Origin of the sequence: Aeromonas sp. 1805 (assembly GCF_013085525.1) — a bacterium.
Taxonomy (GTDB): Bacteria; Pseudomonadota; Gammaproteobacteria; order Enterobacterales; family Aeromonadaceae; genus Aeromonas; species Aeromonas hydrophila.
Genome location: NZ_CP038515.1, coordinates 218,485 through 236,448 on the forward strand (window position 1 = coordinate 218,485; position 17,964 = coordinate 236,448).

The 17,964-nt window shown below is 63.2% G+C and carries 12 protein-coding genes, 2 tRNA genes and 1 pseudogene; 11 read left to right on the forward strand and 4 right to left on the reverse strand.

The features are described from left to right. Positions 1–24: 24 nt before the first annotated feature. Complete coding sequence (locus E5E96_RS00935) at positions 25–288, reverse strand: DUF2282 domain-containing protein (protein WP_016351554.1); 264 nt, start codon at positions 286–288, stop codon at positions 25–27. Between the two features lie 356 nt (positions 289–644). Further along, positions 645–845, reverse strand: a complete 201-nt coding sequence (locus E5E96_RS00940; protein WP_011706879.1) for a YbfA family protein — start codon at positions 843–845, stop codon at positions 645–647. A 214-nt stretch (positions 846–1,059) separates the two neighbouring features. Between E5E96_RS00940 and E5E96_RS00945 the strand changes: the two genes are divergently transcribed. Continuing rightward, the gene (locus tag E5E96_RS00945) at positions 1,060–1,353 is read left to right on the forward strand and encodes a hypothetical protein (RefSeq protein WP_011706880.1); all 294 of its coding nucleotides are present in this window, start codon (positions 1,060–1,062) and stop codon (positions 1,351–1,353) included. 62 nt (positions 1,354–1,415) lie between these two features. Here E5E96_RS00945 and E5E96_RS00950 read toward each other — a convergent pair. Both E5E96_RS00950 and E5E96_RS00955 read right to left on the reverse strand, forming a co-directional pair. Beyond that, positions 1,416–1,489, reverse strand: a tRNA-Cys gene (locus tag E5E96_RS00950). Between the two features lie 55 nt (positions 1,490–1,544). Beyond that, a tRNA-Gly gene (locus E5E96_RS00955) sits at positions 1,545–1,620 on the reverse strand. Between the two features lie 250 nt (positions 1,621–1,870). On the opposite strand from E5E96_RS00955, the gene E5E96_RS00960 reads away from it, so the two are divergent. The 10 genes and pseudogenes from E5E96_RS00960 to E5E96_RS01005 all read left to right on the forward strand — a co-directional run bounded on the left by E5E96_RS00960 (position 1,871) and on the right by E5E96_RS01005 (position 17,942). After that, positions 1,871–5,308 (forward strand): ATP-binding protein, encoded by a 3,438-nt coding sequence (locus E5E96_RS00960; protein ID WP_171281367.1) that lies wholly within the window; start codon positions 1,871–1,873, stop codon positions 5,306–5,308. 402 nt (positions 5,309–5,710) lie between these two features. Beyond that, on the forward strand, positions 5,711–7,396 hold the full coding sequence (locus E5E96_RS00965; RefSeq protein ID WP_011706882.1) for an ABC transporter substrate-binding protein: 1,686 nt from the start codon (positions 5,711–5,713) through the stop codon (positions 7,394–7,396). A 118-nt stretch (positions 7,397–7,514) separates the two neighbouring features. After that, positions 7,515–8,498 (forward strand): ABC transporter permease, encoded by a 984-nt coding sequence (locus E5E96_RS00970; protein WP_011706883.1) that lies wholly within the window; start codon positions 7,515–7,517, stop codon positions 8,496–8,498. Position 8,499: 1 nt separating this feature from the next. Beyond that, the gene (locus tag E5E96_RS00975; RefSeq protein ID WP_171281368.1) at positions 8,500–9,420 is read left to right on the forward strand and encodes an ABC transporter permease; all 921 of its coding nucleotides are present in this window, start codon (positions 8,500–8,502) and stop codon (positions 9,418–9,420) included. Further along, a complete protein-coding gene (locus E5E96_RS00980; protein WP_011706885.1) occupies positions 9,417–10,439 on the forward strand; it encodes an ABC transporter ATP-binding protein in 1,023 nt (340 codons plus the stop codon). Before E5E96_RS00975 ends, E5E96_RS00980 begins: the two co-directional genes overlap by 4 nt. A gap of 11 nt (positions 10,440–10,450) precedes the next feature. Next, a complete protein-coding gene (locus E5E96_RS00985; protein ID WP_016351558.1) occupies positions 10,451–11,443 on the forward strand; it encodes an ABC transporter ATP-binding protein in 993 nt (330 codons plus the stop codon). A 102-nt stretch (positions 11,444–11,545) separates the two neighbouring features. Continuing rightward, on the forward strand, positions 11,546–13,279 hold the full coding sequence (locus tag E5E96_RS00990; RefSeq protein ID WP_171281369.1) for a glycoside hydrolase family 9 protein: 1,734 nt from the start codon (positions 11,546–11,548) through the stop codon (positions 13,277–13,279). Then, a complete protein-coding gene (locus E5E96_RS00995; RefSeq protein ID WP_171281370.1) occupies positions 13,272–14,144 on the forward strand; it encodes a BadF/BadG/BcrA/BcrD ATPase family protein in 873 nt (290 codons plus the stop codon). The genes E5E96_RS00990 and E5E96_RS00995 overlap by 8 nt, the downstream gene beginning before the upstream one ends. Before the next feature lie 160 nt (positions 14,145–14,304). Continuing rightward, positions 14,305–16,172, forward strand: a pseudogene (locus E5E96_RS01000) (beta-N-acetylhexosaminidase). Positions 16,173–16,388: 216 nt separating this feature from the next. Further along, on the forward strand, positions 16,389–17,942 hold the full coding sequence (locus E5E96_RS01005; protein WP_171281371.1) for a PAS domain-containing methyl-accepting chemotaxis protein: 1,554 nt from the start codon (positions 16,389–16,391) through the stop codon (positions 17,940–17,942). Positions 17,943–17,964: the final 22 nt, after the last annotated feature.

Below are 17,964 nucleotides of genomic sequence, written 5' to 3' on the forward strand. Positions count from 1 at the left end.
GAGGCAACACCGTGGCACCCAGCCTTACTTGGGTTGCAGCGAGCCGCCTGCCAGCTTCTCGCACAGCCCCTTGGGCACCACCACGAAGGCGTCACCCTGGGCATCCATCTTGGCGGTACCGGCGCAGGAGCTGGTCTTGGTCGCGCAGTCGTTCTTGCTCGCCTTCACCACCCCGTAGCACTTCTCCTTTTCATCGGCCGCCATGGCCGGGGCGGCGACGAACTGGGCGCCGAGGGCCAGCAGACCGGTCATGGCGGAGGCGATGGCAGTGCTCTTTTTAACGTTCATTCTCTGTTCCTTCTGATTGTGTGTGGTGTGCCCGATCGGTCACGACCGGATGCCCTCCATAGAACCGGAGCGCCGGCGAATTGATTTCAAAAAAAATGCAAAATCGGCACATCTATAAAAAACACAATTGGCAACAGTATGTTTTTAAAGGGTTATTCCATTTACCTTTCAAATGAACTTTCACCATGAAGATGTGCACCGCCCCCCTGCCACCGCCAATCCCAGGGATGCAGGCAATAAAAAACCCCGCCAGAGGGCGGGGTTTGCTTGGCACGATACAACCGTACGGGCATCGGTGGCCGGCACTTAATGACAAAAAAGACAGCCGCAGCTGTCTTTTTCAATTGAAACCTGACTTAGTAGAAGATCCGCTCGCCACGCTCGCTCATCTTGAGCCATACCGGCTTGGTGCTGGTCTTGTTCCAGATCCGGTGCAGATAGCTGTAGAAACGGGCCCGATCGCTGCGAAACAGCATCACCGGGAAAGCCAGCATACCCACCAGCAGCACATAGATGCGACGAAGAATTATCTGAGTCAGGGAATAGGGATGAAACATGATAGAACTCCTTACTGGTAAGACCACTGAGCAAAGATTACTCCACAATTTGTAGGATTACTACACCAGGATTCCCATTTTTTTGCAAAAAGATCCCTTAAAAGCCTTAAAGTGAAATTGGGTTACATCCATTAACTTACAAGCAACAAAAGCTGGCAAAGTAGCTCCCGTCGACCAGATTTAATGAGTTGGCACTCAAGATGGAGTCGGTGCGATGAAACCCGCAGAAATGGCGATCATAGGGATACTGGGCCTGCTGCTCTGGTCGGAATGGCAGGATTGGCAGCTCAACCAGGCCGACAGCATCACGCTGGCCTACAAGGGAGCGCCGACCGTCAGCATGTGGCAATGCGGCCAGTTGAAACAGAAGATGATGGATGTGACCGAACACTCGGCCGAAGTGCAGTTTCAATACCGGGGACAGGACCTGACGCAGGTCAACCGCTATCTGGAACGAGAGTGGCAGCAACAGGGCTGTGAGCAGCTGTTGTTGCAGCAAGGATATTGAGCAGAGTGATCCACACCAAGCTGGTGTGATGAAATGCTGTAAGAAATGAAACGAAGATAATATGGAGGCACGTTCCGGAGTCGAACCGGACTAAACGGATTTGCAATCCGCTGCATAACCGCTTTGCTAACGCGCCATGCTGACAAGGCATTGCCTTGAAAGTGATATCCATGATTGGTGCCATGGAAGATTGGAGCGGGAAACGAGACTCGAACTCGCGACCCCGACCTTGGCAAGGTCGTGCTCTACCAACTGAGCTATTCCCGCCTGTACTGCTTTGCTGCCAGTTGCCTGACAACGAGGCGCATTATACGTACCCCGAGCGCGGGCACAACCCTTTTTTCGCACTTTGGCCCCTTTCCTGTACTGTTTGCTCAGGGTTTAGACGGCTTGCCCAAAAAATCCGCACCAGGCTGTGACCCCACAGGCGAATTTGAGATAAAGTCATTGAAATGATTAGCCTTTAGTCAGAGACTTGCTGCGGTTAGTAACCGGATTCTCAATTGAAAATCACCCGATGAAATGGATCTTCAAGCCCCGTGGGCTCAGGCCGCAGCTGATGCTGGCATTTTTCATGCTAGCCATGGTGCCCTTCCTGGTCGTCACCCTGTTTTTCCTCTATAGCCACGGCAAGGATCTCACCACCCAGACTTCCAACCATCTGGTTTCCGTTCGCAACATCAAGAAGAACCAGCTGGAAGACTATTTCGGCAACCTCAAAGAGCAGATCATCAACTTCTCCCAGCAGGATTTTGCCGGCAACAGTATCGGTCGCTTCTATGGCTTCACCGGTGCCTTCGAGAAACTCGGCACCACACCGCAGGAGGCCCGTGCCCGTGCCCAGGCCCGCTATGTGCCGGGCTCCTGGGATCAGCTGCAAAAACCCGACAGCACCAGCGACATCGAACCCTCCATCAGCGCCCTGATCCTGGCGGACGAGATGTACGGCCGGGTGCACCAGCGCTTTCACCGCGGCTACGCCGACATGGTGCGCAAGTCCAACTACAGCGACATCTTTCTCATCGATCTCAACGGCGACGTGGTCTATTCGGTCACCAAGCACGCCAACTTCGCCACCAACCTGCTCTCCGGCCCCTACCAGTCGAGCGGCCTTGGCAGCACCTTCGCCAAGATCAAGCGGCGCCTCGACGGCGGCCAGAAGCCGCAGCAGATCTTCGAGTTCACCGATTTTGGCCGCAACGAGCTGACCGGCCAGGTGGTCGCCTACATGGCCGCCCCCGTGATGCAATACGACTATGTGCGCGGCGTGGTGATCTTCGAGCTGCTGCCTGACAAGCTCAACCAGATCATGGCGGAGCGGGAAGGGCTCGGCGAGACCGGCGAAACCATCCTCATCGGTCCGGACAAGCGGATGCGGGCCAACGCCTGGTTGGCACCCGAATTCAGCGTGGAGAATAGCTTTCGCCCCAACTTCCGGCCGCTGCAGACCCCGCTGGTGGTCAAGGCACTCTCCGGCGAGCAGGGGGTCGGGCTGTTTCGCTCCTACCACGATGACGAGGTGCTGGCCGCCTACACCCAGGTGAAGGTGTTCGACACCGAGTGGGCCTTCATCGCCGAGATCTCCACCAGCGAGGCCTATCGCCCCATCCGCCAGCTGGAGACCCTGGTGATCCTGCTGGGGGCCGGCTCATTGCTGCTGCTGATCCTCTTCTCCCGCTGGCTCTCTCACTCCATCACGGCGCCGCTGCGCTCCCTCACCGCCGCCGCCGAACAGGTGGCCGACGGTGCGCTGGATCACCCCATCGCCATCGAACGCACCGACGACGACATCGACCGGCTCGCCCAGGCGTTTCGCCACATGCAGCGCTCGGTGAAGGACAAGATCGAACTCATCGAGCGCCAGACCCAGGAGCTGCAGCAGCAGGTCAAGCTGACCCACAAGCAGAACCTCAGTCTGCAGCAGGCGGACAAGCTCAAGGATGAGCTGTTGGCCAACACCTCCCACGAGCTGCGCACCCCCATTCACGGCATCAAGGGGATGGCCGAATCCATGCTTGCCAGCCAGCAGGACTTGACCGAAGGGCAGCAAAAACAGCTGGGGCTCATCATCAAGAGCGCCGACGGCCTGGCCCGACTGGTGGATGATCTGCTCGACTACCACCAGATGCGCTACGGCCAGCTGGAGATCCACCCCCAGCCGGTCTCCTCCAAGGGGGTCATCCGGCTGGTGCTGGATCTCTGCCAGCACCTGGTACAGGCCAAGCCACTGACTCTGGTGGACATCAGCCCGGTGGAGCTGCCGCCGGTGCTGGCCGACGAGCAGCGGCTCGAACAGGTGCTCTACAACCTGGTGGGCAACGCCATCAAGTACACGCCGCAGGGCAAGGTGGTGCTGAGCGCCCTGGTGGAAGGCAATTTCCTGCGCATCAAGGTGACCGACACCGGTATCGGCATCGCCAAGGACCACCTGGAGCACATCTTCGAGCCGCTGGTTCAGATGAGCCCGGAGGTCAGCAAACAGGGGGCCGGCCTCGGCCTCTCCATCACCCGCCAGCTGGTGCACCTGATGGGGGGCGAGCTGTTCGTGGAGAGCGAGCCGAGCGTCGGCTCCACCTTCGCCTTCACCCTGCCGCTCGCCAGTGGCAAGGCGGGCAGCCTGACCCTCGACAGCCGCCAGATCGAGCACCAGCTGGTGCGCCAGCAGCCGCTGATCCTGCCGGACTGGGAGAGCGATGACCTCCCCCCTCCCCCCGAGGATGCGCCCCTCATCCTGGTGGTGGACGACGAGCCCATCAATTTGCACATCCTGCGCCACCTGCTGCAGCCCTGCGGTTATCGCATCCTGCCCAGCAGCGACGGCCACGATGCGCTGGCCAAGCTGGCCCAGGAGCCGGTCGACCTCATCCTGCTGGACGTGATGATGCCCACCCTCTCCGGTTTCGACGTCTGCCGCCGGCTGCGCCAGCAGCACCCCAAGGAGAAGCTGCCGGTACTGCTGCTCACCGCCCTCAACCAGCCCAAGGACATCGAGGAGGGCTTCAACGCCGGCGCCAACGACTATCTCGTCAAACCCTTCTGCAAGGAGGAGCTGTTCGCCCGGGTCAGGGCCCTGCTGGAAGCCAGCGCCGGGCGCGCTTCTCTGGTAGAGAACCGCTTGCTCAAGCAGGAGATAGAGCACCGTCTGCTGCTGCAGGAGCAGTTGCATCAGGATCAGGAGCGACTGCTGGCCCTGCTCGGCGAAGGAGCCGATCCCATGGTATTCATCGATGGCCAGGGCACAGTGCTGTTCGCCTCGCGGGCACTGGCCCGCCTGCTGGGCCAGGAGCCGGAAGCCATGGAGGGGCAACCGCTGGATGACTGGTTGGCCAGCCCGCTGACCAGCCAGTGGCCCGATCTGCACGATCGGGGGGAGCAGCAGCTGGCGTTTCTGGTGGCCGGCCAGAAAGACGAACTCAATGCCCGCGCCCTGCCCATCAGCCTGGGGGGTCAGGCCGCCTTCGCCCTCACCCTCAGCACCGAGCTGCGCCAGGACGAGAACCGGGTGATGGCGCTGGAGAACGCCCTCAAGAGCCTGTCACGCCAGGCCATCATCGAGGATGGCCAACTGCTGGGCGAGCTGAGCCGGCTGGGCGGGGAGTTCCGCTCGCTGGCCGACGACCTCATCCGCCAGCAGGATGACGAGCCCTTGCGCCGCGCCCTGGTGGACACCATGCGGCTCACCCTGGATGCCTGGCAGCAGAGCACCGGCAAGGGCAAGATTGTGCTGGCCGAGAAGAGCAAGCTGTGGCGGGTCTACATGGACCGCTCCAGCCCGCAGACCCGTACCCTCGACAAGTACCTGAGCCTGGATACCCTGCCCAAGGCGCCGCGCTGGAAGACGGTGGTCGCCACCGCCGAGTATGTGCTGGGCCACAGCCCGCTCAGCGAGGCCCAGCGCCAGCTGCTGCATCACAGCGCCCAGACCCTGCGTCAGCTCGCCAACCGCAAGCCCTGATATCCACCGCCCAATCTGCGCCCTGGCTCACACTTGCCGGGGCGGTTTTTTTTTGTGCAGAATTAAGCCTTCGCCATACGTCAAAACGAGAGCCGATCCAATTCACACAATTGTCATGGAAGGTCGATTGACAGGGACTTATTACGTCAAAGCAATTAACATAACCTGATGATTTAAATCGAGTTAAAAGCGGTTTTGACGAAATTGACGTGAGGGCGTCGATTTTTACGATATCGACGATCTGAACAGTTGTTGTTTTCCTGTTAACTCTGCTTTGCTAGGGACGTTGGATGACACAACTACAAGGGTGCAAAACCTGGCCAACATTGAGGGCCGACCTCCCCAGCATGCGAAGTCGGTGCTCAAATCCAAACAAGGAATATAAATAAGAAAGGAAATAATATGCTTGCCAAAGTATCCAAAATCTCTACTGCTGTAATGCTGGGCACCATGATGCTTGCCGGCGCTGCCGGCAACGCCATGGCGGCCGACAACAAGACGGTGCTGACCCTGGTCGCACAACAGGAGACCGCGTGGGTCAAGAACTTCAACCCCTTCCTGCAAGCGGGTCTGTTGCACACCACTCGTCACTTCATCTATGAACCTCTGGTGATCTTCAACGATATGCAGGGTGGCAAACCCGTCTATCGTCTGGCCACCCACTACGAGTTCAGCAAGGACCTCAAGTCCGTCACCTTCGATCTGCGTGACGGCGTGAAGTGGTCGGACGGTCAGCCGTTTACCGCCGATGACATCCTGTTCTCCTTCAATCTGGTCAAGGCCAACAAGGCGCTGGACGAGCGCTCAATCTGGACCCAGATCAAGAGCGTCGAGAAGCTGGCACCCAACAAGGTCAAGTTCGAGCTGACCGACGTCAACACCAACGTGGTGAACGATCTGGTACTGGTACCCATCGTGCCCGAGCACCAGTGGAAGTCGGTGAAAGATCCGGTCGCCTTCACCAACGACAAGCCGGTCGGCACCGGTCCCTTCACCGAAGTGGACAACTTCTCCGCCCAGCTCTACACCCAGTGCCGCAACCCGCACTACTGGGACAACGCCAACCTCTCCATCGACTGCCTGCGCATGCCGCAGATGGCCACCAACGACCAGGTTCTGGCCGCTGTGATGAAGGGTGACGTGGACTGGTTCGGCTCCTTCGTGCCGGACATCGAGCGCCTCTACGTCGGCAACGATCCGAAGAACAACAAGTACTGGTTCCCGGCCTCCGGCACGGTGGCGTTCAACGTCAACTTCCAGGCCAAGAAACCGGGTAACCACGAAGCCTTCAACGACATCAACTTCCGTCGCGCCTTCTCCATGGCGATGGATCGCCAGTCCATGGTGGATATCGCGGGCTACGGCTACCCGACCGTCAACGAGTACCCGTCAGGGCTCGGCAAAGCCTTTGACTCCTGGAACAACCCGGAAGTGGACAAGAAGTACGGCAAGTACAACAAGTTCGATCTGGAAGGCGCCAAGGCCCTGCTGAAACAGGCCGGCTACAAGGATTGTGACGGCGACAAGTTCCTCGACACCCCCACCTGCCAGAAGATCGAGTTCAAGGTGCTGGTACCGAACGGCTGGACCGACTGGGTCAACACCGCCCAGATCGGCGTGGAAGGGCTGCAGGCACTGGGCCTGAACGCCAAGACCGCCACCCCGGAAGCCACCGTCTGGACTGAAAACCTCATCACCGGTGACTTCGACGTCGCCCTGCAGGGTTACTTTGCCGGTGCCAACCCGCACAAGTACTTCGAGACGGCCTTCCACTCCCGCAACATGGGTGAGCGCGGCAACCGCTTTGCGGCGCCCCGCTACAAGGATCCGGCGCTGGACAAGCTGATCGACGACTTTACCCAGACCGCCGATGCCGCCAAGCAGAAGGAGATCATGTTCGAGATCCAGGACAGGGTCGGTGCCAATCAGACCATCATCCCGGTGTTCAACAACCCGACCTGGTACGAATACAGCACCAAGCGTTTCCACGGCTGGTTCAGTGCCGACAACCCGGTCGCCAAGCCGCAGGTTCACCCGGACACCCCGGAGCGTCTGCTGCACGTGTTGTCACTCAAGCCGAACAGCTAATTAATCCCGGCCCCCTGCGGGGGGCCCTCTTCCCCGCCCATCCCCCTTTTTCCCGGCTCTGCCGGGGTTGGGGTAACTATGCCCGGCGCGGGGCGGACCAGCAGTAAAAGGTATCATAATGGGATTCATACTGAGACGCTTTTCCTTCTATCTGGTCGCCTTTCTGGTGGCCGCCACCATCAACTTCCTGCTACCCAGAGCCATGCCGGGGGATCCCGTCTCCGTCATGTTTGCCCGGGCCGGCGCCATGATGGAACCCGCCGCCCTGGAAGCCCTCAAGGCCACCTTCGGGTTCGTGGACGGCCCCATCGGCACCCAATTTCTCACCTATGTGAAGAGTGTCTTCACCTGGGATCTCGGCACCTCGGTGCGCTACTACCCCCAGCCGGTCGCCGACGTGCTCGGCCGCGCCATCGGCTGGACCCTGTTCCTGGTGGGCACCTCCACCATCCTGAGCTTCTCCATCGGTTCCATCGTCGGCATCTTCGCCGCCTGGCACCGGGGCGGACGCATGGACAGCTTCCTCTCCCCGCTCACTCTGGTGATGCAGGCCATTCCGCCGGTGGTCATCTCGCTGCTGGCGCTCTTCCTGTTCGGGGTGAGTCTGGAATGGCTGCCCATCGGCTACGCCTACAGCCCGGAGATCAAGCCTGACTGGGGCTGGGAGCACATCAAGAGCATCCTGACCCACGCCATCATGCCGGTGGGCACCCTGGCCATGGTGCAGGTGGGGGGCTTTCTCATCACCATGCGCAACAACATGATCAACCTGCTGGGCGAGGACTACATCACCATGGCCAAGGCCAAGGGGCTCTCCAGCAACCGGGTGATCTTCAACTACGGCGCCCGCAACGCCATCTTGCCGAGCGTCACCGCCCTCTCCATGGCGCTGGGCTTCGTCATCGGCGGATCCCTCATCACCGAGGTGATCTTCAACTACCCGGGACTGGGTCTGACCCTCTACCAGGGCATTCTGGCCCGCGACTACCCGCTCATTCAGGGGCAGCTGCTCATCATGACCATCACCATGCTCAGCTTCAACTTCCTGGCCGACGTGCTCTACGTCTTCCTGGATCCCCGTCTGCGTACCGGAGGCAAATAAGATGCGCATGCCGACTATTCTGAAAATCCTGCTGGGCAACAAGAAGGCCGCCTGCGGCCTCTTCATCGTGGTCAGCTTCGTGCTGATGGCGCTGTTCGCCCCGCTGCTGGCCAGCTACGAGCCGACCAAGCGAGTCTCCCGCCCGCACCAGCCACCCAGTGCCGAGTACGTGATGGGCACCACCCGCATGGGTCACGACATCTGGGCCCAGTTCACCAACGGCGCCCGCATCTCCCTGATGGTGGGCTTCGGGGCCGGCATTCTGGTGTGCGCCCTCGCCATCACGGTCGGCATCACCGCCGGCTACTTCGGCGGCGTCATAGACGAGTGCCTCACCTTCCTGATGAACGTGGTGCTGGTGATCCCCAACCTCCCCTTGCTGCTGGTGCTGGCAAGCTTTATCGGGGAGGCGTCACCGACGGTGATCGCGCTCATCATAGGCTTTACCTCCTGGGCCTATGGCGCGCGCGTCATCCGGGCCCAGACCCTGGCGCTGCGCGAAAAAGAGTTCGTCATCGCCGCCGAAGTGCTGGGCGAGCCGGCCTGGCGCATCATCCTGGTGGAGATATTGCCCAACCTCATCTCCATCATCGGGGTGAGCTTCATCGGCTCCATCATCTACGCCATCGTCACCGAGGCAACCCTGGAGTTCCTGGGCCTGGGCGACCCCACCGTAGTGAGCTGGGGCATCATGCTCTACAACGCCCAGACCTCCAGCGCCATCCTGGTCGGCGCCTGGTGGGAGATCCTGGCCCCCTGCTTCGCCATCGCAACGCTGGGTGCCGGCCTGGCCCTGCTCAACTTCGCCATCGACGAAATCGCCAACCCGCAGCTGCGCTCCCACAAGGGGCTCAATCGCTGGAAGAAACTCGCCACCCCCGTCACCACGCCGGTGCCGGCCGTACAGGAGAAGACAGCATGAGATCGCAACAACCCCTGCTGTCGGTACGCAACCTCTGCGTCGACTACATCACCGAGAACGGCGACGTGCGCGCCGTCAACTCGGTCAGCTTCGACATCGCCCCCGGTGAAGTGTTCGGCCTGGCTGGCGAGTCGGGCTGCGGCAAGTCCACCGTCGCCTTCTCAGTGGCGCGGCTGCACAAGCCGCCCGCCTACATCAGCGGCGGCGAGATCCTGTTCAAGGGGGAGAACATCCTCCACTACGGTGACGAGCGGCTGCGATCCTACCGCTGGCAGCAGGTGTCGGTGGTGTTCCAGTCCGCCATGAATGCGCTCAACCCCGTGCTGCGCATGGAGGAGCAGTTCTGCGACGTGCTGCTGGCCCACAACCCGGGGCTGACCCGCTACGAGGCGATCAAGCGCGCCCAGGAGCTGCTCGCCATCGTCGACATCCACCCGAGTCGGCTCAAGGACTACCCGCACCAGTTCTCCGGCGGCATGCGCCAGCGGCTGGTGATCGCCATCGCCATGGCGCTCAACCCCGAGCTCCTGATCATGGACGAGCCGACCACGGCGCTCGACGTGGTGGTGCAGCGGGAGATCCTGCAGAAGGTCTATGCCCTGAAAGAGAAGTTCAACTTCTCCATCCTGTTCATCACCCACGACCTCTCCTTGATGGTCGAGTTCTGCGATCGCATCGGCATCATGTACGCCGGTGAACTGGTGGAGGTGGCGCCGGCCAAGGCGATCCTGACCGCGCCGCTGCACCCCTATACCAAGGGGCTCGGCAACTCTTTCCCGCCCCTGCACGGGCCCAAGACGGTGCTGGAAGGGATCCCGGGCACCCCGCTCAACCTGCTGGAGGTGCCGGTGGGCTGCCGCTTTCAGGCCCGCTGCGCCAGGGTGCACGAGCGCTGCCGCCAGCAGTACACCAAACTGGCCGAGATCCGCCCCGGCCAACAAACCGCCTGCCACCTCTATGAGGCGCAGGATGAGCAACAAGATCCCCTGATCTATCTGGACAAGGCCGCTGGCTGTTAAGGATGTCTGTCATGCAAATCGCCCAAACCGACGCCCCCATCATCGAAGTCCAGCACCTCTACAAGGACTTCCCCGTCAACTCCAACGCCATCAAGAGCGGCAAGATGCGGGCCCTCTCGGACATCACCTTCAACCTGCACCGGGGCCGCGCCCTGGCGGTGGTGGGGGAGTCCGGCTCCGGCAAGAGCACCATCGCCAAGATCATCGCCAAGATGTACAAGCTCTCTGGCGGCCGCATCCTCTATCGTGGCCGCGACCTCGAGGAGTTCAACAAGGGCACCGCCCTGCTCGACTACCGCCAGAGCGTGCAGATGGTGTGGCAAGATCCGTTCGGTTCGCTGAACCCGACCCACACCATCTACCACCACATCGCCCGCCCCCTGCTGCTGCACAGCAAGGTGATCGACAAGAAAGATCTGCCCGACATGGTCTACGGCCTGCTGGAGAAGGTGGGGCTCACCCCCGCCAAGGCCACCGCAGCCAAGTACCCGCACCAGCTCTCCGGCGGCCAGCGCCAGCGGGTCAACATCGCCCGCAACCTGGCGGTGGAGGCCGAAGTGGTGCTGGCGGACGAGCCCACCTCCATGCTCGACGTCTCCATTCGCATCGGCATCCTCAACCTGATGGAGCAGATGAAGGATGAGCTCGGGGTCTCCATGCTCTACATCACCCACGACATCGCCACCGCCCGCTACGTGGCCGAAGATCTGGCGGTGATGTACGTGGGCCACATGGTGGAGTGGGGCGAGGTGGACGAGATCCTGCACCACCCCCAGCACCCCTACACCCAGCTGCTCATCTCGGCGGTGCCGGACCCCGAGAAGAGCATCCACGCCGAGCTGGAGGGGGGCCGCAAGGGGGAGATCCCGCTCTGGACGCCGGAGTCCTGCGGCTGCCCGTTTGCCGGGCGCTGCAATCAGGCGATGCCCCGCTGCAAGGAGACCCTGCCCCCCGTCAGCAAGCTCGCCGACAACCACTTCGTGCGCTGCTACCTCTACCAATGACAGACCGGCCGGACACGGCGTCCGGCCACGCCTCGCCACGGGGCCGTCAGGGCCCCGCAATGTGCCTCGCCACGCCAGGCGAGCCACAGGAGTAAGACGTTGATGGAACTCTTGATCAATCAGGTGGGTTACCAGTGCGACGGGGAGAAGATCGCCCTGTTGCAGAGCGACACCGACCTCGATATCCGCGGCCACCTCAGGCTGCTGCGCCAGGATGACGAGCGCATCCTGCTGGAAATCCCGCTGCAGCCGGCCGGCCAGGTCGAGGGCTGGCAGGGGCGCCACTACTGGCGCGCCGACTTCTCCCCCTGCAAAGAGCCCGGCCACTACCGGCTGGAGGCCCTCATCCAGACGGGCACCAAGGAGCGCATCGTGCACACCGCCCCCTTTGCCATCGGCCAGGATCTGCTGGCCAGCCGCTGCCTCTCCGACGTCATTCACTACTTCAAGGGGCAGCGCGCCAGCGGCGCCTTCGATCGGGCCGACCGCAGCGCCCGCCTGTTTGGCAGCGATCAGCGCAAAGACGTGCACGGCGGCTGGTATGACGCCAGCGGGGATGTGAGCAAGTACCTTAGCCACCTCTCCTACGCCAACTACCTCAACCCCCAGCAGACCCCCATGGTGGTCTGGTCCCTGCTCAAGTGTCGCGAGCTCTTGGCCCCGCGCCAGGACATCGACGGGGTGAACCTCTGCAAGCGGCTCAACGACGAGGCACTGCACGGCGCGGATTTCCTCTGCCGGATGCAGGATGAGTCGGGCTTCTTCTACATGACCCTGTTCGACAAATGGAGCAAGGATCCCGCCCAGCGCGAGCTGTGCGCCTACGCCACCCAGCAGGGGCTCAAGTCCACCAGTTGGCAGGCGGGTTTTCGACAAGGGGGCGGCATGGCCATCGCGGCGCTGGCCCGCGCCGCCCGCGAGAGCGTCAGCGGCGACTTTGATGCCAGCCGTTACGCCGAGGCGGCCCGCCGCGGCTACCTGCACCTGCGTGAGCACAACCTGGCCTATCTGGACGACGGGGTCGAGAACATCATCGACGACTACTGCGCCCTGCTGGCCGCCATCGAACTGACTCGCACCCTGGGCTCCGAGTGGCTGACAGAGGCCAGAGTGCGGGCCGACAAGCTGTGCGCCCGCCAGCGCCCTCACCCTGAGCTCGGCCACTACTGGTCGGCCAACGAGGATGGCTCGCGCCCCTACTACCACGCCGCCGAGGCGGGCCTGCCGGTGCTGGCGCTGCTGGAGTATCTCGCCATCGAGCCGGATCCGGCGCGCCAGGGGACGGCCCAGCGCGTCATCGAACAGGCGCTGGCCGCCGAGCTGGCGCTTTGCGCCCACCCTGGCAACCCGTTCGCCCTCGCCCGCCAGTATGTGAAGGGGGTCGATGAGGCGCCCCGGGTGAGCTTTTTCATGCCCCATCACAACGAGTCGGGCTACTGGTGGCAGGGGGAGAACGCCCGGCTGGCATCGCTGGCCGCCATGGCGTTTGCCGCCGCTGCCCAGCTGCCGCGCCAGCGCAAGCCGCTTCTCACCTTCGGTCAGCACCAGCTCGACTGGATCCTGGGGCGGAATCCCTTCAACGCCTGCATGCTGGCGGGTCATGGCAGCAACAACCCCACCTACACCGCCGGTTATCCCAATGCGCTGGGGGGGATCTGCAACGGCATCACCGCCGGCTTCGATGACGAGGCGGAGATCGCATTCATTCCAGAGGCGTACAAGGATCGGCTGGATCAGAACTGGCGCTGGGGCGAGCAGTGGATACCCCACGCCGCCTGGTTTGCTCTGGCCATCACTTGGCAGAATGCGCAGGGAAATGGAGGTCGACATGATTGAGTACTGGGTCGGGGTCGATGGCGGCGGCACCCACACCCGTGCCCGCATTCGGGATCGGGCCGGCAAGCTGCTCGGCGAGGGGCGCGCCGCTGGCTCCAATCTGGAGCTCGGCATCGCGCTCGCCCACGGCAACGTGCTGGCCGCCATCGAGCAGGCCCGTATCGAGGCCGGCCTGGCTGAGAATGCCCAGCAACGGATGGGGGTCGGGCTGGCGCTTGCCTCCGCCGAGCTGGCCGACTGCTATCACGCCATGCTGACCATGCCCTTCCCCTTTGCGAGCGTGCGGCTCACCTCCGACGCCTTCGGTGCCTGCCTGGGTGCCTTTGGCGGCGAAGAGGGTGCCATCCTCATCGCCGGCACCGGCTCGGCCGGGCTCATCTATCGCCACGGCCAGCTGCACACCTGCTCCGGTCGCGGTTTTCCCATCTCGGATCTGGGCAGCGGCGCCTGGCTGGGGCTGCGCGCCATCCAGCAATCCCTGCTCTGCCACGACGGCATCCTGCCCCCCAGCACGCTGGCCATCCGCTTGCTCGATCACTTCAAGCGGGATCAGGCCGAGGTGGTGCGCTGGGCCGCCCGCGCCATTCCCGCCGACTACGGCCGCTTCGCCCCCTGGGTGTTCGATGCCGCCAGCGACGGTGACGAGCTTGCCTGCCAGCTGCTGGATGAGACCTGCCAGCAGCTGGCCACCCTGCTGGAGGGGATGCGCCAGCTGGGCGCCGACCGGATAGCCCTGCTCGGCGGCATCGGCATGCGCCTCGCCCCCCGCCTGGCGCACCTGCCGCTGGTCAGCCCCGGCGCCGATGCGCTGGAGGGGGCCATCCTGTTTGCCCGCTCGGAGGCCTACCCATGTCTGCATCCCTGAACCTGTCCCCATCCACCCCACCCCAAAGTGCGGGCCTGACCCCGGTCTGCCCGCTGCGGGGGGAGCCCATGTCAGCCCTTCGGCTCCCGGCCGGGGTTGACCAATACCACAAGGACGCTGTCTGGCTGTTCGTCCCCTTCACTCCATCAGAGGAATTTTCATGTCTGCACCCCTGATCCACACCCAGGTCGACCGACGCGACGGCGATGACGTCTGGTTTCGTTTCAGCCTGAGCCAGCTACCGGATGCCCCCTGGAAACTCCACTTCTGCCTGGCCCGCCACATCGACCCCGGCTCGGTAGAGGGGGGGGAGCTGGAGCGCCAGAGCGGCAGCTACAAGGTCTTGATCCCGCAAACGGGGGCCAGCGAGCTGTGCTTCTGCTGTCGCAACACCCCCATCAAGCGCCTCTCCGACATGCCGCGCGGCTTCTTCTTGAGCCTGCCCCAGGCCAGCGGCGGCCCCCAGCTGATGCCGGTGGCGCTGACCGGCGAGGAGCTGGGCCTGCCGCAATCCGCCACTGCGACGCCGGATCTGCCCGAGGTGGAGCCCCTCGCCGGCATCGTGCCCCAGCCGGATCGGCTGTTGCTGCTGGAGGGCAACTTCCGGCTGGCGGAGCGCGCCCACGTCAGCGGCCCGAGCCCCCTGCTCGGCCCGCTGCTGGCCCACTTCAACGAGCTGACCGGGCTCGCGCTGGCGCAGGATCACGACGCCGAGATCCGGCTGGTTGAAAGCGGTCTGGGCCCGGAGGCCTACCGGCTGACCATCACCCCGGAGGAGATAGTGATTGCCGCCAGCGGCGAGGCGGGCTGGCGCCACGGCCTCGTCAGCCTGGCCCAGTGGTATCTGCAGCACGGAGAGAGCCTGCCCTGCATCGAGCTCAGCGATGCACCGCGCTTCGGTTTTCGCGGCATCTTTCTCGACTGTGCCCGCCACTTTCACTCCCTCGCCACCCTCAAGCGCCTGCTCAGGCTGATGAGTCTCTACAAGTTCAACCGCTTCCACTGGCACCTCACCGATGACGAGGGGTGGCGACTCGAGATCAAGGCCTTCCCCCAGCTGACCGAGCTGGCTGCCTGGCGCGGCCACGCCCTGCCGGTGGGGCCCCAGCTGAGCGGCGGCCCCGAGCCCTACGGCGGTTACTACACCCAGAGCGAGGTGCGCGAGCTGGTGGCCTACGGCGCCGGGCTCGGCATCACCATCATTCCGGAAATTGACATCCCGGGTCACTGCCACGCCGCCATCAAGGCGCTGCCCGAACTGCTGGTGGAGGAGGCCGACCGCTCCCGCTACCTGTCGGTGCAATATTTTGACGACAACGTGCTCAACCCGGCGCTGCCCGGCACCTACCGCTTCCTGGAAGCCGTGATGGACGAGGTGTGCGAACTGTTCCCGGGGCCGCTGGTGCACATGGGGGGGACGAGGTGCCCGCCGGGGTCTGGACCGACAGCCCCGCCTGCCAGCAGCTGATGAAGCAGCAGGGGTATCAGGATTGCCGCGAGCTGCAGGGCCACCTGCTGCGCCACTGTCAGCAGTACCTGGCCGGCAAGGGCAAGCGGATGCTGGGCTGGGAGGAGATTTTGCTCGGTGACAAGGTGAGCCGGGACGCCACCATCTTCGCCTGGACCAGCTTCCAGGCCGGGCTCGACGCCGCGACGGCGGGTTATCCGGTGGTGATGGCACCGGCCCAGCACCTCTATCTGGATCTGGCCTGGAGCCAGGACATCCATGAACCCGGCCTCTACTGGGCGGGCACCCTCAATCTGGCGCAGGTCTACGCATGTGACCCGGCCCCAGCCGATTTCCATGCCAACGATAACATCCTGGGGGTGCTGAGCCCCTTATGGTCGGAGCTGATCACCTCTCGCGATCGCCTCGACTATATGTTGTTCCCGCGCATGCTGGCGACCGCCGAGGTGGCCTGGAGCGACCCCGCCCGCAAGGCGTGGGAGCACTTCGCCGCCCGTCTGCCGGGCCAGCTGCAGATCCTCGACCAGCTTCAGGTGCGTTACCGGGTACCACAGAGGTAGTGTTATCTTTTTTCCTTGGCGGCCCGATGGCCGCCTTTTTTTTACGATTCGCCAACAAAACATCAACTTGCCCCTACCATTCATCCGTCATTGTTGGCAAAATTCAGCCCCCTATGAAGCCGGTCTGCCGCCTGCTGGCACGAGCCTGCAGCCACCTCCAGATCTGCCACAATAACAACGACAAAGTTATCAACAAGAACATCGGAGCGTATTCCTATGGCCCGCAGAGACGTCCATACCCTGGACAGCGAAGTGGAGTTTCCTGCCGACGAACAACTGGTTTCCACCACGGATCTGCGCGGGGTGATCACCTACGCCAACCCAGCCTTCTGCCGCATCGCCGGCTACCCCGTCGAGGAGCTGGTCGGCCACAATCACAACCTGGTACGCCACCCCGACATGCCCAAGGCCGCCTTCGCCGATCTCTGGGCCCGCCTCAAGGAGGGCAAACCCTGGCGCGGCATGGTGAAGAACCGCTGCAAGGATGGCCGCTACTACTGGGTCGATGCCTATGTGACCCCCATCTACGAGGGCAACCGGATCAGCGGTTACCAGTCGGTGCGCTGCAAGCCGGATCCCCAGCTCAAGCGCATCGCCAGCCAGACCTACCAGGCCCTGCTCAAGGCGGAGCGCGGCACCAGCAGCCGCCTCCCCTCCCTCGCCCGTGCCCGCCTGCCGCTGCTCGCGCTGTTGCTGCTCGGCCTGCTGGGCTGGGCCGCCAGCAGTCAGGGCCCGATGACAGCCCTGCTGATGCTGCTGCCCCTGCTGCTCATCGGCGGCGCCTACTGGCGCGAGCTCTTCGCCCTGCCGCTCTATCTGCAGCAGCTGGGTCGCGAATACGACAGCCTGACCCGGCTGGTCTACTCCGGGGACGGCCCCGGCGCCATCGCCGACTTTCATATCAAGATGCTGCAGGCCCGCATCCGCACCGTGCTGGGCCGGGTCAACGATGCGACCAATCCGCTGCAGACCCTGGCCACCAACCTGAAACAGGCCTCCCATCAGGCCTGCCTCGACATCAACGAGCAGGATGCCCAGACCCAGCAGATGGCCGCCGCCATGACCCAGATGGCCAGCACGGCCCACGAGATTGCCCGCAACATCCAGGACTCCAACGGCCAGGTCAGCGAGGCGCGCAGCCGCTGCCAGCACACGGACAAGCAACTGGCCCAGACCGAGCAGCGCATCGAGCAGCTCGCCAGACAGGCGGAGCTCGCCTTCAACTCGGCGGTGGAGCTGGCCAGCGAGTCGGAGCGGATCGGCAGCGTGATGGGGGAGATCCAGGGCATCGCCGACCAGACCAACCTGCTGGCGCTGAACGCCGCCATCGAGGCGGCCCGGGCCGGCGAACAGGGGCGCGGCTTTGCGGTGGTGGCCGACGAGGTGCGTACCCTGTCGACCCGCACCCACAAGGCGACCGAGCAGATCCAGGGCAGCATCCAGCAGATCCAGCACACTCTGGGCCGCTGGAAGGGGATGATGCAGGAGAACCTGCAGCAGACCCGAGAATGCGCCGAGATGACCCGCCAGGGCTCCAGCAGCCTGCATACCGTGCTGCAGGAGATCGAGCTGGTCACCGAGTTCTCCACCCAGATCGCCGCCGCCGCCGAGCAGCAGCAGACGGTGGTGGAGGACATCAGCCGCAGCATCAACCAGATCTCCGAGTACTCCCACGCCAACAGCCAGAAGATGCAGGAGGTCGACGACTCCAGTCAGGAGCTGCTGGAGCGGGCCAAGCAGCTCAAGGGGCTCAGCCAGACCTTCGGCTGACCCATTTGCCAGCCACCCGACA

Coding starts and splice junctions, on each gene's coding strand:
- E5E96_RS00935 (WP_016351554.1), bottom strand. CDS start 288: ATGAACGTTAAAAAGAGCACTGCCATCGCCTCCGCCATGACCGGTCTG.
- E5E96_RS00940 (WP_011706879.1), bottom strand. CDS start 845: ATGTTTCATCCCTATTCCCTGACTCAGATAATTCTTCGTCGCATCTAT.
- E5E96_RS00945 (WP_011706880.1), top strand. CDS start 1,060: ATGAAACCCGCAGAAATGGCGATCATAGGGATACTGGGCCTGCTGCTC.
- E5E96_RS00960 (WP_171281367.1), top strand. CDS start 1,871: ATGAAATGGATCTTCAAGCCCCGTGGGCTCAGGCCGCAGCTGATGCTG.
- E5E96_RS00965 (WP_011706882.1), top strand. CDS start 5,711: ATGCTTGCCAAAGTATCCAAAATCTCTACTGCTGTAATGCTGGGCACC.
- E5E96_RS00970 (WP_011706883.1), top strand. CDS start 7,515: ATGGGATTCATACTGAGACGCTTTTCCTTCTATCTGGTCGCCTTTCTG.
- E5E96_RS00975 (WP_171281368.1), top strand. CDS start 8,500: ATGCGCATGCCGACTATTCTGAAAATCCTGCTGGGCAACAAGAAGGCC.
- E5E96_RS00980 (WP_011706885.1), top strand. CDS start 9,417: ATGAGATCGCAACAACCCCTGCTGTCGGTACGCAACCTCTGCGTCGAC.
- E5E96_RS00985 (WP_016351558.1), top strand. CDS start 10,451: ATGCAAATCGCCCAAACCGACGCCCCCATCATCGAAGTCCAGCACCTC.
- E5E96_RS00990 (WP_171281369.1), top strand. CDS start 11,546: ATGGAACTCTTGATCAATCAGGTGGGTTACCAGTGCGACGGGGAGAAG.
- E5E96_RS00995 (WP_171281370.1), top strand. CDS start 13,272: ATGATTGAGTACTGGGTCGGGGTCGATGGCGGCGGCACCCACACCCGT.
- E5E96_RS01005 (WP_171281371.1), top strand. CDS start 16,389: ATGGCCCGCAGAGACGTCCATACCCTGGACAGCGAAGTGGAGTTTCCT.